The organism is Sphingomonas sp. Leaf242 (genome assembly GCF_001422045.1).
GTDB lineage: Bacteria > Pseudomonadota > Alphaproteobacteria > Sphingomonadales > Sphingomonadaceae > Sphingomonas.
In genome coordinates, this window is record NZ_LMLW01000001.1 from 704,409 (window position 1) to 727,002 (window position 22,594).

Consider the following 22,594-nt stretch of genomic DNA (forward strand, 5'->3'; position numbering starts at 1 on the left):
ATGAAAATCGCCGCGTTCGCTGCCGTCGCCATATCCCTCGCCGCGGCGATCCCGACCGGCGGTGGGAGCCTGACGCTACTCGCGGCCGGCCTCGGCACATCGGCAGCAACGGCGACCGCCATCGCCGCCGGGTTCTCCGCTGCCGTCAGCATCGGCGCGGGCTTGCTCGCGAAAAAGCCGAGCGCGGGCAGCGGTTCACAGACCAACTGGTCGGCAGATCCCAATGCATCGATTCCGATCCTGTTCGGTCGCTCCGGTGTCGCCGGCGATATCAGTTATCGCAAGGGCAGCGGAGACGGCGACAAGAACAAGTATGAGACGATCAACACGGTCCTTTCGCTAGGTCCCGTGGCAAGCATCGACGCACTGTTCTGCGATCGGAAGGCGGTGCCATTCACCGGCACGAACGCGAGCGGCCCGCCATTCTCGGAACGCTTGTGGATGGACAAGCAACTCGGCGCCTGTCCCGAAGCGGGTATCCTGAACACGGGTGTCGGCAATAAACCGGGCTGGACGTCGGCACACAAGATGTCCGGCCTCGCAGCCGACCAGGTCACAATGCTCTACGATGCGAAGGGCAAGAACACCTTCACGACTGAGCCCCAGATGCTGCGCGTCGGGCATTGGATATTGGCGTACGATCCACGCGAGGATAGCACCTATCCGGGCGGATTGGGCCCGCAGCGGGTCGGCGATCAGACCACCTGGCAATGGTCAAATAACCCGTATGTCGTCGGTCTGACGTGGGCGCTCGGTTGGTTTCAGAACGGGAAGCGTCGCGCCGGCGTAGGGCTTCGCCCCGGTCAGATTGATATCGGCAGCTTCGTCGAGGCGGCGAACATCGCGGACCTGAACGGCTGGACGATGGGCGGACGGGTCACGACCGGCGACGACAAGTGGGAAGTGCTGAAGGCGATCCTTCAGGCCGGCGGCGGCGAACCCATTCGCGACGGCGCAATCCTGTCGTGCCTCATTCAGGCGCCGCGCGTCTCGATCGCCACGATCGGGGCGGGCGACTTGATCGGCAAGGCTTCGGTGCCGCGATCCCGTCCGCGCAAGGAACGGATCAACGGCGTAATCCCGAAGTACCGATCCGAAGAACATTTTTGGGAAGAGGTCTCAGGCACGGTCGCGCGCATTGATCCGTTCGTCGCCCAGGACGGCGGCACCCGTACGCAGGAGGTCGCCTATCAGCTTGTGCAAGTCGAGACCGGGCAAGATGCATCACAGCCGACGCAACTCGCCGGCTATGACGTCGAGCTTTCACGCGAGCGCATGCCGATCCAGCTGCCGCTGAAGCTGCGGTGGATTGGGTACCGCGCCGGCGATTGCATCTCGTGCGGTATCAGCGAGCTCGGGCTGACCGATGTTCAGCTGATCATCATCAAGCGTTCGCTCGATCCGGCAAGCGGCGCGGTCACGTTGACGGTGCGAACCGAAGACCCCACCAAGCATGCTCGGGTTTTTGCCCTGACGGGCTCCGTTCCTCCGGTCACGACCTTCAGCCGTCCGGACCTGCCAAGCGAGTATGCTCTTGAGATGCTCGGAGATGGCTCGGTCGTCGATGGTCAGGTGCCTCTAGCATGACGGTATCGGTCAGATTTCAAATCGCCGGCCATGCGGCGGCGGAATGGACGCAGGGCAATCCGGTGCTGCTCGATCGCGAGCTCGCCGCGGAGCGCGACACTGGCAAGTTCAAGCTGGGCGACGGCACGAAGGCTTGGGCGGACCTGCCCTACCAGCCGTTTTGGTCGCGCTGGGGCCGGATCGACGGGCAGATCGCCGATCAGCCGGACATCGCCGCCGCGCTAGCCTTGCAGCTGTTGAAGTCGGCTAACCTGTCGGACCTCGCAAACATAGTCGCAGCCCGCACGAACCTCGGGCTCAAGGCGCTGGCGCTGCGGGACAAGATCAGCGGCGACGACTGGAACGGTACGGCGCTCAGCATCGCGAACGGCGGGACCGGTTCGGGAACGGCGGCGGGCGCACGAACCACGCTTGGCCTCGGCACGGCGGCGACCTTCAACACCGGCACCAACGGCGGGGCAGTCCCGCTTCTGAATGCGCCGAACTTTTGGTCGGCGATCCAGAGCTATCAAGCGCGAATCGTCGGGGCGCAGGGGGCCGGCGCGCTCGGGATCGATATGGCGACGAACGACAATTACGCGTCGTTCCGTATAATCCAGAACGCCAAGTCCGGCGGCGATGGCCTGTTCATCGGCTACAACAGCGCGAACGGCGGATCCACAAAGCTCTATGGCGGTAGCAGCGTCGTCCGGATCGAGGTGCAGAGCGCCTATGTCCTCGTGCCTGGCCTGAAGAACGCGGCCGACGATACCGCGGCGGCGACTGCGGGCGTCCCCGTCACTGGCCTCTACCGCAATGGCTCTGCGCTGATGGTCCGAGTCGCCTGATCAAACCTCCCCTCCGATCACCAATTCAAATCAAGGGTAAATCCTTATGTCGAACGTCGCCCTGCTGCCCATCGTGGCAGACCGGTATACTCCGTGCGTCCGCACGATCCGCATCGTCGGGCTCAATCTGACGGGTGCCACCATGCGCGCGCAGGTTCGCGCCGTCGGTGACACGCCCGGCGCGCCGCTGGTCGATCTCCAGACCGTGACTAACGGCAATGCGGAAGGCTTGCGGCTCGTGTCGGTAGTCACGGCCGCCGGCGTGACGACGAGCACCGTCGAGATGGTGATCAACGAAACGACGATGGAGGCTCTGCCGTATGAGGGGGAACTTGGCGATGCGACCGATCTCGCTTGGGATTGGCAGGCGACCCTTTCGGGGCGCAAGCGGCGCATCGCCAAGGGCGCCTTCCGGATCCTCGGCGATGGTGTGACGGGGGCAGACATGGCGCCCTATGATCGCGGCGAGGCCTATGGCGGCGACCAGTCCGACACGAACGGGATGACGACCGGCGCGACGCTGACGTTCGGGGATGACGTCGTCACGATCACGATCGATGGTGCCGACCAGTTGGCGGTCATCGTTGCCGAGGCGGAAACCGCTGCCGATCGCGCCGATGCAGCAATTGCCATCGCGCTCGCGGCTGCCGATCGCGCGCAGGCCTATGCGAACCAACTGCCTGACTTCGTGCAGGGCAGTCCCGGCGCAAGCGCGACCGAGGTCGGCTTGTTCGCTGCGGCGAAGGGAATGACCTTCGTGTCGGCTATCAACCGCATCCGGACGACCGGCCGGCAACTGCGCGGCGATGGCGGCGCAGCGTGGTATGTTCGCTGGGTCGCGCCGATGCCTGCCCTTGCCGCAGGGCAGCAGGATTTCAGCTGGTTCCAGGCGGCAGACGCCTCGCGATGGGTGCTTGAGGCTGGGCAGCCATTCTATCCGCAGCAGTTTGGCGCGATGGGCGATCCGAGCCTAACGCGCACGACGATCGCGCAGAACATCGCCGTCGGATCGCGGGGGCCCGACGAAGCCGCAGCGATCAACGCCGCGCTGCTCGCGCCGATGGTCCGCGAACTGATCGTCACCGCTCAACACTGGTTCGGCACGGATATTCGCAAGCCCTCGGGCAAGCATCTGCGCGGGCTTGATCGCGCGACGTGCGGTTTCCATCGTATCCCGCTGATCGGCAACCAGGCCCGCCCGCAGTTCGGCGTATATTCCGAGGACGACGATAGCGGCTCGTTCTCCGATTTCTTCGTGAACTGCCAGCGCTCAGGCTACACCGGTGCGCCGGGCAGCAATCAGCAGCAGCTGCTCAACCGATGCTCGGGTCTGATTATACGTCGCGACAGCCGCAACGTGCGAGCATCGCGCGTCGATGTCCTGAACAGTCACGGCTACTCGCACTACACCTGCGCGGGTTCGGCAGGTAACGCCGGACCAACGCCAAAGGACACCATCCGCGAGGACTGCCGAGCCTACAACGGGCAGACCGGTTTCGAGGAAACTGGCCTCGGCCTGACGCATGAAAATATCGACTGCTCAGTCTACACCGACCCGCTCGACGGGGGCATCGTGCTCCCGATGGAATGCGCTTTCCATAGCTATTCCGGGGTCGCGTTCATTCGCCGCATCCGGTGCAGCTTCATCGGTAACGCGCCTGCCGTCCTCGACGCGATCGCCGACGGCGTCGATAGCGGCACGATCATCAATATCGATTGCGACTATGAACCGACCGGCGGGCAGGCGGCGATCATCATCACCAACCCCGACCCGGCCGGCGTAGGAAACCCGAACAACGCGGGTCGTCGCATTCAGAAATATATCATCCGTCATACCAGGGCCGTGCCCGCCCGTATCTTCGATAACCAAAAATCGCCCTATGCGGTCCAGGCCGATAATGCCGCGGTGTCGATCGAGGGCGGCGAGTTTCGCGGCCTCGGCATCACGGCCAGCACTGGCGCGGTCGTCGACATCCGCAATGGCGCTGTAGTCGAAGGGTCGCGGTCGGACGGGCTGTTCCTGTTCGCGCTCAACATCGACGGAACCGGTTTGATCAACTGGTACGGCAAGGCCGGGTCCGTGACGGCCATCAACACCACCGACCCAAATTTGGCGCGTCCCGGCGCCGATTTTGGGGTCACCTTCTACGACTTCCCGAAGCTTTACCCGGCGAGCGGCGCGGGCGGCTATACGCTTCCGCCATATCGCCAGCGTGTCCGTGGCGAGAAAGCGCGAGGCGCATGGGGCTCGTACAACCCGACCGCCGACAACCTCAATCTGTACGTGAATATCCCGCTACAGACCTCAGTCGCGTCCCGAGATCTGACGGATATCAGCCTGACGCTCCATGCTCCTGACGGCACCGTCGTTTGGCCGAAGGGCGTCACCGTCACCTACGACTGGCAATCAGACGCAGAGCTTCAGGTGAGGATCGGTGGAACCGACCCGCTGAACAACTTCGGCCTTCGCTACAGCATCTTGGAGTGGACAGCATGACCAACAGCAGCTTCGCGGCTCAGGCGGTCGCGGAAGGACCGCAGACGCTCGCGCCCCCCAGCTTCAACGGCATGGGCTGGCTCGTCGTCACCAACCTCGCCGTGATGACGATCGCGACACTGATCGGGATCATGGTGATCGTGAAACTGGTCGGAGACGCGGTGAAGCATCGCCGGCTGGACGTCTGGCGCTCGCCCGCCAGCATCTACCGTCTGCTCGGTATTCTGTTCGCGGTTGGAATCACGTTGCGCTGCGGTGCCGAGGCCGTCTGCCTGTGGGGGTGGAACCCACACGATCCGGTCGCGACCGGCGTCTATCTGACCGCCAAGCGCATGATCGACCCGATCGCGGTCGCCTGCGGGATCTCGGCGCTGATCACGTACATCCTGTCGGAGCCCGGCATGATCGAGCAGCAGCGCAAGGAACCGTTCCCGGTCAACATGTGGCTCGCATGGCCGATGGTGAGGCGCATGCTCCGCCTCGGTCTGCTGACATTCGTTGCGGCGATCGGCGTGGTGTCGACGCGATGATCTGGCGGCTCATGGCAACCGCAGGCGCGGTACTACCGGTCGCAGCAGCGGCCGTTGTAAAAACAGGGGCTACCGTGACGACTTCCACGCCGACCATCTGGTTCTTCCTCGGCTATCCGTTCGAGGCGGCGGGGATGATCGCGGCCATGTTCGGTTGCCTGTCCGCCCGGTTCTGGATCGGTGCCGGCGAGATCGCGAGGCGCGAACATCGCTGGATCCTCGATGCGCCTGTGTCGTGCATGACGCTCGCGGTCGCGGCCGGGCTGGTGATCAGCCTGCATCCCGAGCCGCTGAGCGCCCTGCTCTACGGGGGTGGCGTCGGCATTCTCGGGGAGGGCGTGTTCAAGCTCGCCGAGCAGCGGATCAACAAGCTCAAGGCGATCTTAGGATTGGCAGACAAGCCGGAGTAACGGCCCGCCCCAAGGTCTACCAAGGGCGGGCCGACCAGTCACTTTCCGGAGCTACCTGGTCCCGCTTTAACGCGGGATTGCCAGCTCGGTTTCACGATAACGGCCCGCCTCAAGCGCCGGGTGAGAACGAGAAGCGGGCCGGCCGGGCGAATGATGAGGCACACCCGACATCGCTCCCAACTACCGACGCACTAAATCGGCTCAATCGAACAAATTGAGCCGGGCCAAAGCAGTGGTTTATTCAAGTCTGGAGATGCAGCAGCCAGCCTATCCGCAAAACTGCTGAGAAAAACGGATAGGCCGACTGCCTCGATAGCTTGCGCGTCAAGCCTCGCGACGGATCAGCGTGGGAGCAAACCGCGCCGCGGACTCACAGGAACGACTCCGCACCCTCAAAGACTCAAAATTGGAAGGAATTACCATGACGACGGCATCAAAGCCGCCGCAGCTGACCCCGGCTGCGGCGAACACGAGCGCGCGCGGCAACCCTCTAGCGAAGGCGACGGTTGCGGGCGTGATGGGATCGGCCGCGCTCGCTTCCGCTCTCCTCGGCGGTCTCACCCAGTGGGAGGGCAAGAAGAACGTCGGGTATCTCGACATCGTCGGCATCCCGACCGCGTGCATGGGCGACACGAACAACGTCGTCGTCGGCAAATTCTACAGCGACACTGAATGCCGCGCCCGCCTCGAGCAGCAGGCGATCGTCCACGTCAGCGAGGTGAAGCGCTGCACGCCGTCGATCGGTGGAGGGCAACTCGTCGCGGCCGGGCTGCTCGCGTACAACATCGGCGGGACGGCATATTGCAAATCGACCGTCGATCGCATGTTTGACGCCGGTAAAATCCGCGCCGGGTGTGATGCCTTCCGGATGTGGAACAGGGCGGGGGGCAAGGTCGTGCGTGGCCTCGTCAACCGGCGAGAGTTCGAACGGGCTCTATGCCTACAGGGCGTACCGGCCTGATCGTGCGGTTCGCTAAGGGCCCGGACGATTGTCCCAATCTCTTTGCAGCTTCTCGCGCCAGCGTTGTCGAGCCGCTTCCTTACGACGGGCACGGCGGATCAATATCATTCGGTATGATCCGGCAATCGCCAATGAGCAGGCAGCCCCCACGAGCAAGATCATCACAGCCATAGCGCAAACCGGTCTCCGAACTGCGCGGCGAGATTGCCGAACAGCATCCTAGCGCCGGGTGGCGACACGCGACTCGGCCATCGTCGGGATCGTAAATCTCAATTGGAGAAAATCATGAAAAAACTGCTGACCGCTGCGCTATGCGCGGTGTCGATGTCGCTCGCCAGTTGCGCGACAATGCCGACCCCGTCGACCGCGCAGGCCGCGCAAATCGGGACCGCGATCGATCGCGCACAGGCGGCCTATGATCGCATCGCCGCGGCTGCCGAGCGGATACTGCCGTTCTTGTCGCCCGAGCGGCAGGCGCGCGTCCGGCTGGCGATGGCTCTGACCGAGCGCGGACTGATCGCGGCACGCAACGCGGCGACGATCGCCGAGCAGTTGGCGGCGCTGAGGCAGGCGGAAGCCGCAACGGCGACCATCGAAACCACCACATCGAACTGAAGGACGGACATCATGAAGACCTTTCTCCGATGGGCGGGCGTGATCACGCTTGCCTTGTCCCCGGCGCATGCGCTTGCGCAGGCCGGCTCATCCGTCCAATTTCCGGCGGGCTATGCTTCCGGCACCTCTCCTTGCGTGAAGCTCGCCGATGGCACCTGCGCGCCGGTGAGCCCGACCAATCCGCTCCCGATCGCCGATGGCCCACTCGCCGCGGCGACATCGACCCCGCTGTCGGGTACGGCAACGACCGGGACGATCGTAATCGGCCCGTTCATTCCGCAGCTGGGGCGCGCAATCCGCGTGATCCTGCGCGGCACTTGGACGGGGACGTTCGCAGTAAGCACGTCCGTCGATGCGTGCGCGACGCTCAACCCGCTCACGATCGGCGGTTCAACCTGGGGGAGTTTTACCGGCAACGCGAACGAGGTCGTCGATATCCCGACGCTCGCCGGCGTCGTCTACTGCGCCACCGCGACCGTCTCGTCCGGCTCGCTCAGCTATGGAGTCCGCAATTGATCCGCCACCTCATGATGCGGGCCATGCTCGCACTCGCCATGTTCGGCATGCTGTCGGCGCCGGTGGCCGCGCAGGTCGATCCGGCCGCGCGCGGGCTGGCGGTGCAGGCCCAGCAGCAGAACGCGTCGCTCGCGCGGGAGGCGAGCATGCAGGGCGCGTCGCTGACGAAGTGGCGGGCGTGTCGTGCCAAACTTCGGCTCGCGCTCGTGTCGACCTGCAAGATCGCGTTTCCCGGCGACAGCAAGACGGTCGGCGCGGGTGCCGGTACCGGCGCCAAGTTCACGGTCAACGCCTTCGGCTCGTCGCGCCCGTCGCGCCTGGCGGTACTGCTCGGCCAGTCCGGTCTACCGACACGTACCAACAGCTGGTTCGGCGCGGCCGGCATGTCGACGATCGCCGATGTCCTCGCATACGATCCGCGTCGCTCGGGGTTCACGGGCTGGTCGGGCGGCGTAAACTCGCTGGGCGGCGCTTCGCTCGCAACCGCGAACACGAACCCCGCAACCTTCACGCCGACGGTTCCGATCGATCGAGCCTCGATCTTCTATGTCCAGCGCCCCGGGCAGGGCATCTTCACGGTCACCAAGGGCGGCGAGACGTTCACGATCAACTCGCAGAACGCGACGAGCGCGCTCATTCGCAGCGAGATCACCTTCGCGACGAAGGACGCGAGCCCGATCAGCATCACCCGCACGTCGGGGGGGTACGTCGAGATCGCCGGCACGGTCGCCTGGGATAGCGCCACGCCGGGGATCGAGATCAGCAACTTCGCGGTCTATGGCGTCGTCAGCGGCTTTCAGGCGGACGCCTCCAGTCCGTGGACCCCGCTCAATGCGCTCGGCACCTATGCGCCGGATCTGTCGGTCATCAACCTCTGGACCAATGACCTCGGCACCGGCGTCACGCAGGCAGCGGCGATCGCGTCGTATCAGGCGATCATCAGCAAGGCGAAGCTGACCGGCGACTGCATCCTCGAGTGGCCCTCGATCGCTGGCACCTCGCCATCATACGGTGCCGACCCGGTCCGCGCCCAGTGGAAGGCATCGCTCGTAACGCTCGCCGCGACCAACGGCTGCGCCTTCGTGGATGAAGAGGCATTGCTTGGCGGCCGCGCCGGCGCGCAGTCCAACGGCGCGACCGCGGACGGCGTGCATGAAACGGCGTGGGCCTATGATGTCGAAGCCCAGCCGATCGTGCGCTACCTGCTCCAATAGATCAGTCGCCCTGCTTCAACCGCCAGACAGTCAGCGTCTCGTCGCCATCGATGAAGCGTTTGGCGACTTGGCGGAACTGGTCTCGTATCGCAGCGCTATCATGGAACCATGGTAGGCGCTGATCAGATAGGGTCTGGTCGACGCCGAGGGCTGCCCATTTCGCGCGCGGCAGGTAGGCGTAATACTCGTAGGCGAACTCGTCGAGCAGCGGGTGAACCATGTCGGGTGCGTGCTTCATTGCGGCCGCGCGTCGCTGATCTCGTCCACTGCTGCAGCGATACGGCGCCAGTCCTCCACCGCCACGCGATCGCCGAGCACATCGCCCAGCTGCCCGGTGATATACTCCGCGGTCATGCCTCCATGCTCGGCCAATATCGAACAGGCACGCACCCAAACTTCACGATCGGTCAACCGGTGTTCCCTCAGTTTCGTCGATAGCGGCGAGGATCGCCTTCACCTCGGGCACATAGCTTTCCCACATGGGGCGACCCTCGAACTTCGTGTTCTCCGGCAGGTTGTGGAACCTGCACATGGCGCGCGCGGCGCGTTCGATCCGGGTCATCTCTGCCATCGCAAGCCGAGCCTATGCGCGGTCGACCGATTCGAGCAAGCTATCTGCTCAGACGGTGAAAACACCGGGTTTAGAACAACACAGGGTCCACGCTTATCCGGAACGTCCCTTGCTTAGGACCTCAATCCGTTCGGCTTGCGCGGCAAGCTCATCAAGTTTCATGGCAGATGCCAATAGAACCGCTTTCTTATTGATCAGGGTAGTCGCTTCCGCTTCAGCCCGATCCGAAGCTGCGCGCGTGCGCAACTCGTCGCTCACTCTGCTCATGCGAGCTCTCTACCTTCCCGGCGTCCATCTGCAAGGCTATGTTGGGGATATGGACGAACTGACCACTTCCATTGTCGGCATAGACTTCCCGAACGAGGATAAGTCGAAGAGCAACAGGCGCATGGAGTGCATGCTCTGCGCCCCGGGAGACGTCGTAGAGTTACGCCTTGAGCCGAAGAACCCGTTCGACGCGAACGCCGTCGCCATCTTCAGCGACCGCGGCACGCAGCTGGGCTACGTCAGCGCAGAGCGTGCGCCCCTGATCGGCAAGCGGATCAAGGAAGACTAGGTCGTCGCGGTCTTCCAGGCGATGCACGGGAACGGGGCCTATATCCGGATCAGGTTGGGAGGCGGGTTACCTACCCTGCCAGACCCGGTCCCTGATGTTCCGAAGCCCCAGCCTCCCCGCCAGATGCGGCCGGCGCAGCGACCGGTGTACGATCCCCACGCGTTCTATCCGGACGAAGAAGGCCCAGAGTTCGGCGCCTGACCTACTGCCCTATGCTGCTGGAGCCTCGCAGTTCCGCAAGCCGCAAGCAACTGATCCGACAGGAGGGATGCCGCCTCGACGTCGAGGGTGGCAACTACGCCAGGCGCCTCGACGAGGACCATGCCCTCGCTCGCTGAGATGCTGAAAGCCTCATGCCGTAGAGCATCTGTCACCGGGTTTCTCCAATGACGGATTAACGGTCGGCGATGGCGCCCGCCCCGCGCTGGTTGACATGGGTCAGCACGATTGCTCGCGTTCTATCCTGATGAGGAAGGGCCGGAGTTCGGGGCTTAGTTCTACCGGCCTTCCAGGAAAGGGCTGCCCTGGCCGTGTACGTGATCGAACCCTGACAGAAGCGACTGCGTCCAGCGCATCAGTTCAACCCCGTTGAGGTCGTCGGAATCGTTCTTCGTCTCGGCGAAGGCTTGCCCGAGACGCTCAAGAAACGCGGCCTCGATCCCAGGCATGCGCTGCTCAAGAACTTGGACGAGCACCGTAAACATCGCGGCTGTTGCGTTCTTCGTCGTGCGCAGGCTCTCGTCGGTCACCATTCTGATTCTCCCTTTCCGGCGAGGCTACGGACGCGCTGACGTCCCGTCCAGCACCAACCCTTCCGCATCCGATGGAGCCCTCACCGACCATCTGGTCGAGGTGGGTCCAGCGCTTCCGATCGCTCCAAGTTACCCGTGGACTTGGCAGTTACCATTGCCGTGAAGCTTCACAAACATTCCCGGGTCACTCTCAGATGCAAGCGCATTGCGGCATGGGTGTCCCGACTTCGTCATCGCGCCGCACCGCGGGACCCGTTCTTCGCGCTCGTACAATTCGTATTGCGCTGGCGTCACGCCGCACGCCTTCGCAATCCAGGCGTCGCGATCTGAAACGAGCAGCGGCAGGTCGTCGGGTGAGACCCGCACCTGTGAGGCGCCGCCATAAGCCGGGATCGGCGCGTAAATGGTTGCGCCCGCGGCTTCAATCTGCCGCGCGAGCACGATCCTGTCATCATCGGTCACGCGAGTTACCCCATCGTTCTTGGTGGAAAGCCCAGCGCACGCCACCTTCGCGAGCGGTCAGACAAGATTGTTCGGCCGCTGCCCCGCACTTGGGGCAGGGAACGCGCCACGCTGCCATGCGCGCGTTATATCTGGAGCTCGAGCGGTTCGGGATGCGATCCGCCGGTGCGGTGACCCCTGACTTTATCGCTGCGGTCTCGACTGCAAGTTCGGCGATGCCTTTCCTTCGATGGATTCGCGTCATCATCGTGTCCTAAGGCATGCCGGGAGAGAATTAAGGGCGACGAACGTCCGGCGGTCAAGGTTAGATCAAGCCCTCCACCAGGGGGAGCACGCGACCGTGCGGCCCCATCGGGCCTATTTAGATTATCCGGGTCATAGGGTTTGGCCAGTATTACTTTTCAGCACGCGATTGTCGGGATGATCGATTGCGGCGGCGACGTCAGCTACGCTTGAATGCGGTAGGTGGATCGGCTCATCGATACCGCGCAAAACGATTTCCGGAGATCCATATCCGACTTTGATCGTGATTATATCATCGGTGTTAAAAACTACTTGTCCGTCGGGGAATGCGTCAAGCATTACGAGTGGCATGTATTTCTCCAGTTAGGCGGTGGACGAGATCCTCGATGCCCGATTACTGAGCCATGCTGACCCGTTAAGCAATCACTCAGCTCGGTAGGCGGTGGGATCTGCAACGAACACTTCGATATCGCTTAGATACCATGCAACGCATGCCGGACCGAGGCGAACTTTCGTAGGGAATGTCTTTTCACTAACGCGGCGATGAATCGTCGCTGTGGAGAGCCCAGTTCGGCGGCGAACCTCGGGAATGCGCAGAAGGCTGTCACCGCGCCGATCGACGGGGGTTTGAGTGGGCACAGGCTGATCGACTGTATCGAGCTCTCGTTCTTGTAATTCGCCGCTCGTAGCCGAGGATCGCACATCGCTATCTGGCTTGGTGGGGTCGGCAGCAACGGCGACAGTTGGCGAGGGCAGTTGAGCCTCTGGGGATGTGCGGCTCCGAAGCGCCTGTCGCTCAATCGCTTGGCCCATTTGCTCATCCGCCGCCGCAGACATCACTAAGCGTCCAATGCCGACAGCATTAAGCAGGTCAAGCTCGTGGCCTGCTAGGGTAATTCCCTTTCCCTTGACCCCGGCGTTCGCCCATCTCCGCGAGAGCCTGATGATTCTCCGTCCGAGTTCGTCTGACATTTCGAGCTTAGCGCGGGGATCATCCTCCGCCACGGCAGCGACAGAATGGGAGATCATAATAGCTGTCCGTTCCGTCATAGACTGCGATGTGGTATCCAGTCTCCGCGGGCATGGTAGGACCGGATGGGCGCTAGGCAAGCTGCCGCCGGGGTAAAATATTTTTCCATGGTACAATCCATGGTATAGCTCGAAATAATTCCGAAATTATCTAGAGATTTCAATATCATCTAGCATGGTTTGTGGTAGTCTCCTTCGCTACCATTTCGGACGTGGTGCACGGCACCGTCCACGTACTCCCCGCAGACAGACGCAACCGATCACCAACTGCGGGAAACTCGTCTTCGCAATCATGAAATGCGCTTCTATTGCCATGGGTTAATGGTCAGGGTGTGTGCCGTGTTTAAGGCGCATGCGTGAGTCCGGCCTCACGGGAGAGACGAGTATGCGCGACAAACGCCCTGATGGGATCGCCGATTACACGGGTCCGGCCGGCGGCTGGGGCGCACTCAAGGCGGTCGCCGTCTCGCTCAAGGCGCAGCAGATCGTCGTCCGCGGCGGCCAGACGCTGCTCAAGTCGAACCAGCCCGACGGCTTCGATTGCCCGAGCTGCGCATGGCCAGACCCAAAGCACACCTCCTCCTTCGAATTCTGCGAGAACGGCGCGAAGGCCGTCGCGTGGGAATCCACCGCCAAGACGATCGGCGCGGACTTCTTCGCCACGCACAGCGTGTCCGACATCTGGAAGCAGAGCGATCACTGGATCGAGGACCAAGGCCGCGTCACCGAGCCGCTCCGCTACAACGCCGCCACCGATCACTATGAGGTCGTGAGCTGGGCGGACGCGATGCGCGAGATCGGTGCAGGCCTCGCCGCCGTCCCCGATCCCAACCAAGCCGAGTTCTACACCTCGGGCCGCTGCTCGAACGAGGCGGCGTTCCTGTTCCAGCTTTTCGTGCGGTTGTACGGCACCAACAACTTCCCCGACTGTTCGAACATGTGCCACGAGGCGACCTCGGTCGGCCTGCCGAAGTCGATCGGCATCGGCAAGGGCACCGTCAGCCTCGAGGATTTCGACCACGCCGACCTGATCCTGTCGATCGGCCACAACCCCGGCACCAACCATCCGCGGATGATGGCGACGCTGCGCGAAGTGTCGAAGCGCGGCGGCAAGATCATCGTCTTCAACCCGCTCAAGGAACGCTCGCTCGAACGCTTCGAATCGCCGCAGTCGGTGGTCGAGATGGCGACTATGTCGGCCACCCCGATCGCCAGCAGCTATTACCAGGTGAAGGTCGGCGGCGACGCCGCCGCGCTGAAGGGCATCGCCAAGGCGCTGGTCGCACTCGACGAGGCGGCCAAGGTCTCCGGCGGCGAGCCCGCGCTAGATCACGCGTTCATCGCCGAGCATACCGCGGGCCTCGACGACTATATCGCCGATCTCGCCACCACCGAATGGGCGGATATCGAGCGCTCCAGCGGGCTTTCGCGGAAGGACCTCGAAGAAGTCGCGCTGGCGTATTCGAAGTCGAAGTCGACGATCTGCTGCTACGGCATGGGCGTCACGCAGCACCGCACCGGCACGACCAACGTCCAGCAGATCGCGAACCTGCTTCTCCTGCGCGGCAACATGGGCAAGCCGGGGGCGGGCATCTGCCCCTTGCGTGGTCACAGCAACGTTCAGGGCGACCGCACCGTCGGCATCACCGAGCGGCCAATGCCCTTGCTGCTCGACAACATGCGCGACGTGTTCGGGTTCGAGCCGCCGCGCGACCACGGCCATTCGGTCGTCGAGAGCATCGCCGCGATGCGCGACGGCCACGCCAAGGCGATCGTCTGCCTCGGCGGCAACCTCGCGATCGCCTCGTCCGATCCGCAGGCGTGTGCGGAGGGCTTCCGCAACCTCGATCTCGCGGTCCACATCACCACCAAGCTCAACCGCACGCAGTTGCTGATGGCGAAGGCGACGTATGTGTTGCCGTGCCTGGGGCGGACCGAACTCGACATGCAGGCCACCGGCCAGCAATCGGTCACGGTCGAGGATTCGATGTCGATGGTCCACGCGTCGCGCGGCTTCCTGATGCCCCCGGGCGACAACGTGAAGTCGGAAATCTGGATCGTCGGCGAGATCGCCAAGGCGACCTTTGCCGCCAAGGGCCGCGCGCCGGTCGAGATCGACTGGGACGCCTATGTCGGCGACTACAGCCTGATCCGCGACAAGATCGAGGCGGTCTTCCCCGCGTTCGCCGACTACAACGCACGTATCCGCAAGCCGGGCGGCTTTCACCTACCGAACTCGGCAGCGATGCGCGAGTGGAAGACGGACAGCGGCAAGGCGAACTTCATCGTCGCCAAGGGTGTCGAGGAGGACGAGAGCGCGGGCGATCCGACCGTCCTGCGGCTCACAACGCTGCGCGCGCACGATCAGTACAACACCACCGTCTACAGCCTCGACGACCGTTATCGCGGCGTGTTCGGGCGCCGCGACATTCTATTCATGAACGAGCGCGACATGGCGCGGCTCGGGCACAAGGAAGGCGACGTCGTCGACATCGCCACCGCGCTCCAGTTCGCCCGGCCCGACCGTGTCGTGCAGAAGCTGATGCTGGTCCGCTACGGGCTGCCCGACGGCTGCGTCGCCTCCTACTACCCCGAGACGCAGCCGTTGATCGCGCTCGAGGATCACGATCCGCAAAGCTTCACCCCTTCCTATAAATCCATCCCGGTGACCGTCCGTCCCGCCGCCGCCGACATAGGTTCGGATCGCGGCGTGGTGCGTGCCGGGATCGTCGGCCAGCAGAGCAAAGTACGCGCATGAGCACCGGCTATTCATCGACGATCGACACCTACGCGACCCTCGCGGCGACCAAGGCGGAGGCACTGCGACGCTCTCCCGTCGGGTTCTTTGCAGGCGCGATCCTCGCGGGCACGTATATCGGTATCGCGATGATCCTTGCGCTCAGCACGGGGTCGGGCCTCGAACCCGGCGTGCGACCCTTGGTGATGGGCGCGACCTTCGGGTTGGGGCTGATCCTGACGGTGTTCGCCGGCGCCGAGCTCTTCACCGGCTACGTGATGTATCTCGGCTTCGGCCTGGCAAAGCGCACGGTCAGCATTGCCCAGGCGTTGAAGCTGATCGTCGTCGTCTGGATCGGCAACCTCGTTGGCGGCGTGATCCTGTCGTTCATCTTCGCGGCGGGCGGCGGCGGTGCGATCTATGCGAACGCCGACACGATGTTCCACGCGTACGTTCAGCACAAGGTGTCGGTCGACGCGACCGCGCTGCTGGCGCGTGCGATCCTGTGCAACTGGCTCGTCTGCCTTGCGATCTGGACCGCGGCACGGATGACCGGCGATGCCGCCAAGTGCATCGGCATGGCGTGGATCCTGCTCGCGTTCGTCGCCGCCGGGTTCGAGCATTCAGTCGCCAACATGACCGCGCTGACGCTAGGGCTGCTCGTGCCGCATGCGTCGATCGATATCTTCGGGATGATCCGCAATCTCGCGATCGTCAGCCTCGGCAACATCATCGGCGGGCTAGTGTTCGTCGTCGGTGGCTATCTCGCCGCGGCAAAAACCGATGTGGTGCAGGCCACCAAGTGAGGCGCTTCGACTAGCCGCACCGTCTGCGGCTAGTCGAAGATCTTCCATGGATCGTTGACCACCAGGATCGCATCGCTGCGCGCAAGCGCGAGCAGCGTCAGGCCGTGCTCGCGCGCGTGATCGATCGCCAGGCTGGTCGGGGCGGAGATCCCCACCAGCATCGGCGTCCCGGCGATCAGCGCCTTGTCGACCATCTCGAAACTGATCCGCGAGGTGACGAGGATGAAGCCGTCGATAGGCTGTCCCGTGATCGCGATGCCGCCCACGAGCTTGTCGAGCGCATTGTGACGGCCGACGTCTTCATACGCCGCGACGATCCGACCCTCACGATCACACGCGGCCGCGGCATGGATCGCGCCCGTGGCCGCGTTGAGAGGCTGGTGGGCGCGCAACCCACCCAGTGCGGCAAACAGCGCGTCCCCAGGCGTGTCGGGCTTTGGCGGCGTCCTGGGGATCGGTTTGCGGAGCTGTTCGAGCCCGGAGATGCCGCATAGCCCGCAACTAGTGTCGCTGGTCCTATGGCGAACGCGGTCGTGGATGCGGCCCTTGCACCGATCCGACAGCCCAACGCGGACGATCCAGCCCGCCTCCGCCTCGAAGATGTCGATGTCGCGCACATCGTCGGCGCCGTCGGCGAGCCGTTCGGTCAGCAGGAAGCCGGTGGTGAACTCGGCCAAATCGGCGGGTGTCATCATCATCACCGCATAGCCAAGCCCGTCGATCTCGATCGCGACGGGGACTTCGACCGCGATAGCGCGCTCGCTTGCGGTAATCGAATCAGGCCGCAGGATCTTGATCGCTTGCGTGCGCGACGTGGTCATAAGGTTTCGAGGTCCTGCGGCGTGTTGGCGTTCGGAATAGGCGCACCCGCCGGGATCGGGATAGCCCCGATCGCCTCCGCCCACCCGCGCACCGATCGCCGCGGCACAGCCTCGATATGGGTCAGCAAATTGCCGAGCAAACCTGCCTCCCAATGCCCGAGCACCGGAGCGTCGGGGCAGTAGGCGGAGGCACGACGGGACAGCACCGTCAGCAACCCGTCCGGCAACCACGGCATGTCGCACGCGATCGTCACCACCGAAGTGAACCCGTTCGAGGCCGCATAACCGAGCGCGCCAGCGATGCCCCCCAATGGCCCGATATCCGCCCTCGGCAGGTCAGGGATCGCCCCATCACGTCCCGCGATCACCGCCGTCTCGACATGAACCAACAGCAACGCACGCGCATGCTCGGCCAACGCACGCCCGTCAAACACCGCCATCGCCTTGTCGGACCCGAAGCGCGACGACCGCCCGCCCGCCAGTACGACGCCGAGAATGCGCTGCTCGGTCAGCGCGTCTTCTCGATTCGCACCGGCACCGATTTCGCTGCCGGAACATGGCTTTCGCGGGCATGGTGAGCAACCGGTATGAGCAGATTACACTCGGGATAATAAGCACCGAGGCAGCCCTCGGGAATCGCATATTCGACCACGCGGAGCTTGTTCAGGCGACGGTCCGAATTGTCGCCTGCGTCCCCGACCAGATCGACGTCGTCGCCATCGGTGATCCCCATCCGGATCATGTCGCTGCGGTTCATGAACACGATGTCGCGCGTGCCCTTCACGCCGCGGAAGCGGTCATGATAGCCGTAGACGGTCGTGTTGAACTGGTCGTTCGACCGCAGCGTCATTAGCCGGAAACGGCCTTCCGCTTCCTCGAACCCGGTAACGTTCAACGCCTGCGGTACGTTGATCTCCGCCTTGCCGCTCTTGGTCTTCCACTCGCGATGTGCCGCCGGCACACCCTTCCAGAACCCGCCGGGCGTGAACATCTGATCGTTGAAGTTCTTGAACAGGTCCGGATACGTCACCTCGATCGCGTCGCGAACGCGGGCATAATCACGCACCCACGCATCCCAATCGAGCTTCGGATTGGGCGCGAGCGTCGCCTTGGCGATCCCCGCGACGATCGCAGGCTCGGACAGCAACGTCTCTGAAGCCGGCGTCGCCTTGCCCTTCGACCCGTAGATCTGGCTAAACGAATCCTCGATCGACACGCTCTGCGGCCCGGTGCCCTGCATGTCGGTCTCGATCCGACCCAGACAGGGAAGCAGGTACGACGTCTCACCCGGCAAAAGGTGCGAGCGGTTGAGCTTGGTGGCGATGTGCACCGTCAGGTCCAGCGCGCGCCACTTCGGCTCCATCCGCGCATGATCGGGGATCGCGCGCACAAAATTGCCACCAAGCCCGACGAACGCCTGCGCTCTGCCGTCGAGCACCGCCTCGCATGCCTCGACCGTATCCCAGCCCTTTTCGCGCGGCGGTTCAAAGCCATATTGCTCGGCAAGCTTGTCGAGCGGCGCGAGTTCGGGCTTCTCGGTGATCCCGACAGTGCGCTGGCCCTGGACGTTCGAGTGACCACGAACTGGCCCCATGCCGGCGCCCGGCTTGCCGATGTTGCCGCGGAGCAGCATCAGGTTGACGACCATGTGGACGTTGTCGATCCCGCCGACATGCTGCGTCAGCCCCATGCCGTACACCGCGATGACCGCCTTCGACTTGACATAAACCTTCGCCGCCGCCTCGATCTCGGTACGGGGCAGGCCGCTTTCATGCTCGATCGTCGCCCATTCGGTCGCGCGCGCGACATCGGCAAACGCCTCGAACCCGGTCGTGTGCTCGGCGAGAAACGCGTGGTCAAGCACCGGCAGGCCATTGATCCGCTTGGCGTTGTCGTCGGCCTCGATCAGGTATTTGCACATCCCCATGATCGCGCCGACGTCGCCGCCGGTCTTGAGCTGGTGATATTGCGAGGCGATCGGGGTCGACTTGCCCGTCACCATCTCGATCGGGTTCTGCGGGTCCTGGAATTTCTCCAGACCGCGCTCCTTGAGCGGATTGAACACGACGATCTCGACGCCGCGCTTCGCACAATCGCGCAGCGGATGCAGGAAGCGCGGGCTGTTCACCCCAGGATTCTGCCCGAAGTAGAAGATCGCGTCGCACTTCTCGTAGTCCGACAGGTGGATCGTGCCGACCGCCGAACCGATCGCCGACTTCAACCCGACCGAGGTCGTCTCGTGGCACATGTTCGAACTATCAGGGAGGTTCTGGCTGCCATACATCCGCGCGAGCAGGCTATACATGTACGACGTCTCGAGGCTGGCGCGGCCTGACGCGTAGAAGATGACCTTGGTCGGATCATAGGTCTTCAGCTTGGCGCCAATGCCGGCAAACGCCTCGTCCCAGCTGCATGCCGCATATTTGTCGGTCGCAGCATCATATTTCAACGGGTGCGTGAGCCGCCCGGCCTGCTCAAGATCGTAATCCTTCCAGCCGATCAGCTCGCTGACCGTATGCTGCTCGAAGAACGCCGGCGTGACGCGGAACGAGGTCAGCTCCCACGCGGTCGCCTTCGCACCATTCTCACAGAACTCCGCAACATGCGGATGCGCGGGCTTGCCCCACGCGCAACTCACGCACTGAAAGCCGTCGGGCTTGTTCTGGCGCGCCAGTTCGCGGACGATCTCAGGCCCGACCTTCTCGCGCGCGGAAATCTCGACCAGCGACTTCATCGAGCCCCAGCCGCCTGCTGGTGCGGTGTAGTCTTCGATCTCTACGGTCCGGTCGTCGCTCATGCTCATCTCCGCTTTTGACCTCTAACGAAGCGGCAAAGCTTTCGATGCAGGCGGCACAGATTTACCGGCGGTTCAAATCCGGGCTCCGATCGCCTAGATGCCATTCAAATCTCCAAGGAATCACGATGACGACGCACACGACCCGCATGCTTATCCTCGGCTCGGGCCCCGCCGGGCTCTCGGCCGCGATCTATGGCGCGCGTGCCGGGATGGCGCCGATCGTCGTGCAGGGCATCCAGCCCGGCGGCCAGTTGACCACGACGACCGACGTCGAGAACTACCCCGGCTTCAAAGACGTCATCCAGGGCCCGTGGCTGATGGAGCAGATGCAGGCGCAGGCCGAGCATGTCGGCACGCGAATGATGTGGGACACGATCGTTCAGGTCGATCTGACCAGCCGCCCGTTCCGCCTGATCGGCGACAGCGGCGACGTGTACGAAGGCGACACGCTGGTCATCGCGACCGGCGCGCAGGCGAAGTGGCTCGGCATCGACAGTGAGGAGCCGATGAAGGGCAAGGGCGTCAGCGCCTGCGCGACCTGCGACGGGTTCTTCTACCGCGGCAAGAAGGTGGCCGTCATCGGTGGCGGCAACACCGCTGTCGAGGAGGCGCTGTACCTCACCAACCATTCGCCCGACGTGACGCTGATCCACCGCCGCGATTCGCTGCGGTCGGAGAAGATCCTCCAGGAGCGCCTGTTCGCACATAAGGGTGTGACGGTGCTGTGGAACAAGGAAGTTCGTGAGTTCGTCGACGGCGGCGGCAATGCAGGCTTGGTCGCGCTGGAGCTCGAGGATACGGTGACCGGCGAGCGCTCGCGGCTTGCGGTCGATGGCGGGTTCGTAGCAATCGGTCATCACCCTGCGACTGAACTGTTCCGCGGGCATCTCGATCTCGATTCGGACGGGTATATTTCGGTCGAGACCGGATCGACGCGGACCAGCGTCGAGGGTGTGTTCGCGTGCGGCGACGTGGCGGACAAGGTGTATCGGCAGGCGGTGACCGCGGCGGGCACGGGCTGCATGGCGGCGCTGGACGCCGAGCGCTTCCTGGCGGCGGCCGAGTTTGCGGAGCTTGCCGAAGCCGCGGAATAACGCCCGCGTCCTTCGTCGTCGTCATCGTCATCCTGACGAAAGTCAGGATCCAGGTTTCCAAACGATAGCGATTATGGCTCTGGTCCTGCGTTCATCAGGACCAGCGCAGCTACTCCTGCGCCATCCCGTCGACGATCGCGGCGTGTAGCGCCGCGGCGTTCTCCGCCCCGGCAAAGCTATGTGACGCCGTGTCGAACCGCGTTACCTTCGCGCCACCGCGATACCGTGCGGCAAAGGCGATCGCGGTCGCGTCGCCATTCGCAAGGACGATGGCGGCGTCGTCGTGCCAGCCGTCAAGTGCGGTCAAGACGTTGGTCGCTAATGAAGCACGCTCCTCAGTCTTGGCGGCCACGACCTTTCTCAAGCCTCTGAGCAACTTGGTAAAACTGACCTGTCCTTTAAGCGCGCGTCGCCAGGTCGCGGGGTCGCGTAGCGCGCTCTTATAGCGGGCCCGGATCGCGGCGGCGGGGGGGATGTCGTCGACCGGTTGAACGACCCACGGGTTGGCGACGATGATCCGGTCGATCCCCGCCGATCGCCCGAACAGCGCGAGCGTGCTGGCCGCGTCGCAATTGCCGAAGCCGATCAACCGGCTCATCCTCGGTGCCGCGCGTCGGAACGCGGCGGCTGCTGCGACCAGGTCAGGTTCGGCGCTGAGGAAGCTGTTATTGTCGCCCGTCGAATCGCCGACTCCGCGACGGTCGTAACGGAATACGGGTGTGCCAGCGGCGGCGAGTTGATGCGCCAGCATCGCCATGCCGCGATGTGCTCCGCTGCGGATTTCATTGCCGCCGGACACGATGAGCAGTCCTGTAGACCCGTCTGCCTCGTCCAGCGTTGCGGCAAGGCTTTCGCCTTCGCAAGCGAACGCCATCAGCGTTCGCATGATGCGATCCAGTTCGAGATGTCGCCGGCAAGTATCTGAGCTAGAGCAGTATCATTGTCCGGCTCTGACCGACGCCACAGCGGTGAGGCGGCATATTTCACGTCTGCGTCGCGCGGGTCGGATTCGAGCCTGACACCTCGCAGGGGGCCCATTCCAGCAAAGGGTTTGGCGTCGCGGAGGTCGGTCAGCATTTCGCGGGACAGCGTGTTGCCCGCATACTCGGTTTCGTTGGCGGGAGCGGACCGGGACGTCGCTCGCGTGCGATCCAACTCGCGCAACAGATCTTCGCCGGTTTGCGCGGACAGCTGCCATCGTCCGGCGAGGGCCGCGTCGGTATCGAAGAGTGCGCCGCTTCTTATCGAAATGCCGTAAGTGTTCCGGCCAAGTTGCTGAGCAAGCTCGGTATAGGCTGTGCGCTGGTCGCGGAGTCGCGCTTCGCCGGTGACGACGATGCTCTCGCCGGTGCCGGGGAGATCGGGGAGCACGCTGCCGATCCCAAGAACCGCGAGTGCGCGCAAAATTGTGACGAGGAACTGGCGCGTCCGGTTCGCTTCTTCGAACAGCGGCAGGGCGGCGATGACGATCGGGCCGGCATCGGGGCCCAACCGCAGCATTGCTTCGCGGCCGCCGCTCCAGTCATAGGTATCGAAGCGCAGGGCGGTCATCCCGGGTGAGGCTAGACC

25 protein-coding genes are annotated in these 22,594 nt (G+C 63.8%); 13 read left to right on the forward strand and 12 right to left on the reverse strand.

Annotation, left to right across the window (positions count from 1 at the left end; all coding sequences use genetic code 11):
* The 9 genes from ASF09_RS03290 to ASF09_RS03330 all read left to right on the forward strand — a co-directional run bounded on the left by ASF09_RS03290 (position 1) and on the right by ASF09_RS03330 (position 9,157).
* On the forward strand, positions 1–1,587 hold the full coding sequence (locus tag ASF09_RS03290) for a hypothetical protein (RefSeq protein WP_060524531.1): 1,587 nt from the start codon (positions 1–3) through the stop codon (positions 1,585–1,587).
* Entirely contained in the window at positions 1,584–2,414 is an 831-nt protein-coding gene (locus ASF09_RS20625) for a hypothetical protein (RefSeq protein WP_060524533.1), read from the forward strand. Before ASF09_RS03290 ends, ASF09_RS20625 begins: the two co-directional genes overlap by 4 nt.
* 46 nt (positions 2,415–2,460) lie before the next feature.
* A complete protein-coding gene (locus ASF09_RS03300; RefSeq protein WP_060524534.1) occupies positions 2,461–4,911 on the forward strand; it encodes a hypothetical protein in 2,451 nt (816 codons plus the stop codon).
* Positions 4,908–5,441: a hypothetical protein gene (locus tag ASF09_RS03305; protein WP_060524537.1), complete on the forward strand. Its 534-nt coding sequence runs from the start codon at positions 4,908–4,910 to the stop codon at positions 5,439–5,441. Before ASF09_RS03300 ends, ASF09_RS03305 begins: the two co-directional genes overlap by 4 nt.
* Positions 5,442–5,515: 74 nt before the next feature.
* Positions 5,516–5,851: a hypothetical protein gene (locus tag ASF09_RS03310; RefSeq protein WP_235529552.1), complete on the forward strand. Its 336-nt coding sequence runs from the start codon at positions 5,516–5,518 to the stop codon at positions 5,849–5,851.
* Between the two features lie 421 nt (positions 5,852–6,272).
* Positions 6,273–6,812, forward strand: a complete 540-nt coding sequence (locus ASF09_RS03315) for a lysozyme (protein ID WP_082444020.1) — start codon at positions 6,273–6,275, stop codon at positions 6,810–6,812.
* A gap of 285 nt (positions 6,813–7,097) precedes the next feature.
* Positions 7,098–7,427 carry a hypothetical protein gene (locus ASF09_RS03320; protein ID WP_060524541.1) on the forward strand — a complete coding sequence of 110 codons (330 nt, stop codon included), beginning with the start codon at positions 7,098–7,100 and terminating at the stop codon, positions 7,425–7,427.
* Between the two features lie 12 nt (positions 7,428–7,439).
* Positions 7,440–7,943 carry a hypothetical protein gene (locus ASF09_RS20545; protein ID WP_060524543.1) on the forward strand — a complete coding sequence of 168 codons (504 nt, stop codon included), beginning with the start codon at positions 7,440–7,442 and terminating at the stop codon, positions 7,941–7,943.
* Complete coding sequence (locus ASF09_RS03330) at positions 7,940–9,157, forward strand: SGNH/GDSL hydrolase family protein (RefSeq protein WP_162237215.1); 1,218 nt, start codon at positions 7,940–7,942, stop codon at positions 9,155–9,157. The genes ASF09_RS20545 and ASF09_RS03330 overlap by 4 nt, the downstream gene beginning before the upstream one ends.
* A 1-nt stretch (position 9,158) precedes the next feature.
* Here ASF09_RS03330 and ASF09_RS03335 read toward each other — a convergent pair whose 3' ends face one another.
* Both ASF09_RS03335 and ASF09_RS20550 read right to left on the reverse strand, forming a co-directional pair.
* On the reverse strand, positions 9,159–9,395 hold the full coding sequence (locus tag ASF09_RS03335) for a hypothetical protein (RefSeq protein WP_060524547.1): 237 nt from the start codon (positions 9,393–9,395) through the stop codon (positions 9,159–9,161).
* Between the two features lie 159 nt (positions 9,396–9,554).
* Positions 9,555–9,719, reverse strand: coding sequence for a hypothetical protein (locus tag ASF09_RS20550; protein ID WP_162237217.1), 165 nt, complete (start codon positions 9,717–9,719; stop codon positions 9,555–9,557).
* 325 nt (positions 9,720–10,044) lie between these two features.
* Between ASF09_RS20550 and ASF09_RS20555 the strand changes: the two genes are divergently transcribed.
* Positions 10,045–10,284: an HIRAN domain-containing protein gene (locus ASF09_RS20555; RefSeq protein WP_162237218.1), complete on the forward strand. Its 240-nt coding sequence runs from the start codon at positions 10,045–10,047 to the stop codon at positions 10,282–10,284.
* 497 nt (positions 10,285–10,781) lie between these two features.
* On the opposite strand, the gene ASF09_RS03345 is transcribed toward ASF09_RS20555, so the two are convergent.
* The 5 genes from ASF09_RS03345 to ASF09_RS21115 all read right to left on the reverse strand — a co-directional run bounded on the left by ASF09_RS03345 (position 10,782) and on the right by ASF09_RS21115 (position 12,791).
* Positions 10,782–11,036 carry a hypothetical protein gene (locus ASF09_RS03345; protein ID WP_060524551.1) on the reverse strand — a complete coding sequence of 85 codons (255 nt, stop codon included), beginning with the start codon at positions 11,034–11,036 and terminating at the stop codon, positions 10,782–10,784.
* Between the two features lie 129 nt (positions 11,037–11,165).
* Entirely contained in the window at positions 11,166–11,498 is a 333-nt protein-coding gene (locus ASF09_RS03350; protein WP_060524553.1) for a hypothetical protein, read from the reverse strand.
* Entirely contained in the window at positions 11,488–11,745 is a 258-nt protein-coding gene (locus ASF09_RS21170; RefSeq protein WP_443024942.1) for a zinc finger domain-containing protein, read from the reverse strand. The genes ASF09_RS03350 and ASF09_RS21170 overlap by 11 nt, the downstream gene beginning before the upstream one ends.
* Positions 11,746–11,873: 128 nt before the next feature.
* Positions 11,874–12,092 carry a hypothetical protein gene (locus ASF09_RS20055; protein ID WP_156359158.1) on the reverse strand — a complete coding sequence of 73 codons (219 nt, stop codon included), beginning with the start codon at positions 12,090–12,092 and terminating at the stop codon, positions 11,874–11,876.
* A gap of 72 nt (positions 12,093–12,164) precedes the next feature.
* Positions 12,165–12,791, reverse strand: a complete 627-nt coding sequence (locus ASF09_RS21115) for a helix-turn-helix transcriptional regulator (RefSeq protein ID WP_327196538.1) — start codon at positions 12,789–12,791, stop codon at positions 12,165–12,167.
* Between the two features lie 364 nt (positions 12,792–13,155).
* Between ASF09_RS21115 and ASF09_RS03355 the strand changes: the two genes are divergently transcribed.
* The gene (locus ASF09_RS03355; RefSeq protein ID WP_060524555.1) at positions 13,156–15,528 is read left to right on the forward strand and encodes an FdhF/YdeP family oxidoreductase; all 2,373 of its coding nucleotides are present in this window, start codon (positions 13,156–13,158) and stop codon (positions 15,526–15,528) included.
* The gene (locus ASF09_RS03360; protein WP_060524557.1) at positions 15,525–16,313 is read left to right on the forward strand and encodes a formate/nitrite transporter family protein; all 789 of its coding nucleotides are present in this window, start codon (positions 15,525–15,527) and stop codon (positions 16,311–16,313) included. The genes ASF09_RS03355 and ASF09_RS03360 overlap by 4 nt, the downstream gene beginning before the upstream one ends.
* Positions 16,314–16,342: 29 nt before the next feature.
* Here the strand turns inward: ASF09_RS03360 and fdhD are convergent, their stop codons facing one another.
* From fdhD to ASF09_RS03375, 3 genes are read right to left on the reverse strand one after another with little or no spacing between them, the layout of a single operon-like run.
* A complete protein-coding gene (fdhD, locus tag ASF09_RS03365) occupies positions 16,343–17,134 on the reverse strand; it encodes a formate dehydrogenase accessory sulfurtransferase FdhD (protein WP_060524559.1) in 792 nt (263 codons plus the stop codon).
* Positions 17,131–17,676 carry a molybdenum cofactor guanylyltransferase gene (gene mobA / locus ASF09_RS03370; RefSeq protein ID WP_327196540.1) on the reverse strand — a complete coding sequence of 182 codons (546 nt, stop codon included), beginning with the start codon at positions 17,674–17,676 and terminating at the stop codon, positions 17,131–17,133. The genes fdhD and mobA overlap by 4 nt, the downstream gene beginning before the upstream one ends.
* Complete coding sequence (locus tag ASF09_RS03375) at positions 17,643–19,931, reverse strand: FdhF/YdeP family oxidoreductase (protein WP_060524563.1); 2,289 nt, start codon at positions 19,929–19,931, stop codon at positions 17,643–17,645. The genes mobA and ASF09_RS03375 overlap by 34 nt, the downstream gene beginning before the upstream one ends.
* 125 nt (positions 19,932–20,056) lie before the next feature.
* On the opposite strand from ASF09_RS03375, the gene trxB reads away from it, so the two are divergent.
* Positions 20,057–21,025 carry a thioredoxin-disulfide reductase gene (trxB, locus tag ASF09_RS03380; RefSeq protein ID WP_060524565.1) on the forward strand — a complete coding sequence of 323 codons (969 nt, stop codon included), beginning with the start codon at positions 20,057–20,059 and terminating at the stop codon, positions 21,023–21,025.
* Between the two features lie 109 nt (positions 21,026–21,134).
* Here the strand turns inward: trxB and ASF09_RS03385 are convergent, their stop codons facing one another.
* Together ASF09_RS03385 and ASF09_RS03390 are read right to left on the reverse strand one after the other, a co-directional pair.
* Entirely contained in the window at positions 21,135–21,911 is a 777-nt protein-coding gene (locus tag ASF09_RS03385) for a hydrolase 1, exosortase A system-associated (protein WP_060524570.1), read from the reverse strand.
* Positions 21,899–22,576, reverse strand: coding sequence for a hypothetical protein (locus ASF09_RS03390; RefSeq protein ID WP_060524571.1), 678 nt, complete (start codon positions 22,574–22,576; stop codon positions 21,899–21,901). The genes ASF09_RS03385 and ASF09_RS03390 overlap by 13 nt, the downstream gene beginning before the upstream one ends.
* Between the last annotated feature and the right edge of the window lie 18 nt (positions 22,577–22,594).

Bases quoted from the DNA above. Each gene is read 5' to 3' on its own strand.
- ASF09_RS20550 (WP_162237217.1), bottom strand. From the start codon at position 9,719: ATGACCCGGATCGAACGCGCCGCGCGCGCCATGTGCAGGTTCCACAAC.
- ASF09_RS03385 (WP_060524570.1), bottom strand. From the start codon at position 21,911: ATGCGAACGCTGATGGCGTTCGCTTGCGAAGGCGAAAGCCTTGCCGCA.
- ASF09_RS03375 (WP_060524563.1), bottom strand. From the start codon at position 19,931: ATGAGCGACGACCGGACCGTAGAGATCGAAGACTACACCGCACCAGCA.
- ASF09_RS03305 (WP_060524537.1), top strand. From the start codon at position 4,908: ATGACCAACAGCAGCTTCGCGGCTCAGGCGGTCGCGGAAGGACCGCAG.
- ASF09_RS20555 (WP_162237218.1), top strand. From the start codon at position 10,045: ATGGACGAACTGACCACTTCCATTGTCGGCATAGACTTCCCGAACGAG.
- ASF09_RS03390 (WP_060524571.1), bottom strand. From the start codon at position 22,576: ATGACCGCCCTGCGCTTCGATACCTATGACTGGAGCGGCGGCCGCGAA.
- fdhD (WP_060524559.1), bottom strand. From the start codon at position 17,134: ATGACCACGTCGCGCACGCAAGCGATCAAGATCCTGCGGCCTGATTCG.
- ASF09_RS03290 (WP_060524531.1), top strand. From the start codon at position 1: ATGAAAATCGCCGCGTTCGCTGCCGTCGCCATATCCCTCGCCGCGGCG.
- ASF09_RS03320 (WP_060524541.1), top strand. From the start codon at position 7,098: ATGAAAAAACTGCTGACCGCTGCGCTATGCGCGGTGTCGATGTCGCTC.
- ASF09_RS03300 (WP_060524534.1), top strand. From the start codon at position 2,461: ATGTCGAACGTCGCCCTGCTGCCCATCGTGGCAGACCGGTATACTCCG.
- ASF09_RS03315 (WP_082444020.1), top strand. From the start codon at position 6,273: ATGACGACGGCATCAAAGCCGCCGCAGCTGACCCCGGCTGCGGCGAAC.
- ASF09_RS21170 (WP_443024942.1), bottom strand. From the start codon at position 11,745: ATGATGACGCGAATCCATCGAAGGAAAGGCATCGCCGAACTTGCAGTC.
- ASF09_RS20055 (WP_156359158.1), bottom strand. From the start codon at position 12,092: ATGCCACTCGTAATGCTTGACGCATTCCCCGACGGACAAGTAGTTTTT.
- ASF09_RS03345 (WP_060524551.1), bottom strand. From the start codon at position 11,036: ATGGTGACCGACGAGAGCCTGCGCACGACGAAGAACGCAACAGCCGCG.
- ASF09_RS03360 (WP_060524557.1), top strand. From the start codon at position 15,525: ATGAGCACCGGCTATTCATCGACGATCGACACCTACGCGACCCTCGCG.
- trxB (WP_060524565.1), top strand. From the start codon at position 20,057: ATGACGACGCACACGACCCGCATGCTTATCCTCGGCTCGGGCCCCGCC.
- ASF09_RS03335 (WP_060524547.1), bottom strand. From the start codon at position 9,395: ATGAAGCACGCACCCGACATGGTTCACCCGCTGCTCGACGAGTTCGCC.
- ASF09_RS20545 (WP_060524543.1), top strand. From the start codon at position 7,440: ATGAAGACCTTTCTCCGATGGGCGGGCGTGATCACGCTTGCCTTGTCC.
- ASF09_RS03355 (WP_060524555.1), top strand. From the start codon at position 13,156: ATGCGCGACAAACGCCCTGATGGGATCGCCGATTACACGGGTCCGGCC.
- ASF09_RS20625 (WP_060524533.1), top strand. From the start codon at position 1,584: ATGACGGTATCGGTCAGATTTCAAATCGCCGGCCATGCGGCGGCGGAA.
- ASF09_RS21115 (WP_327196538.1), bottom strand. From the start codon at position 12,791: ATGACGGAACGGACAGCTATTATGATCTCCCATTCTGTCGCTGCCGTG.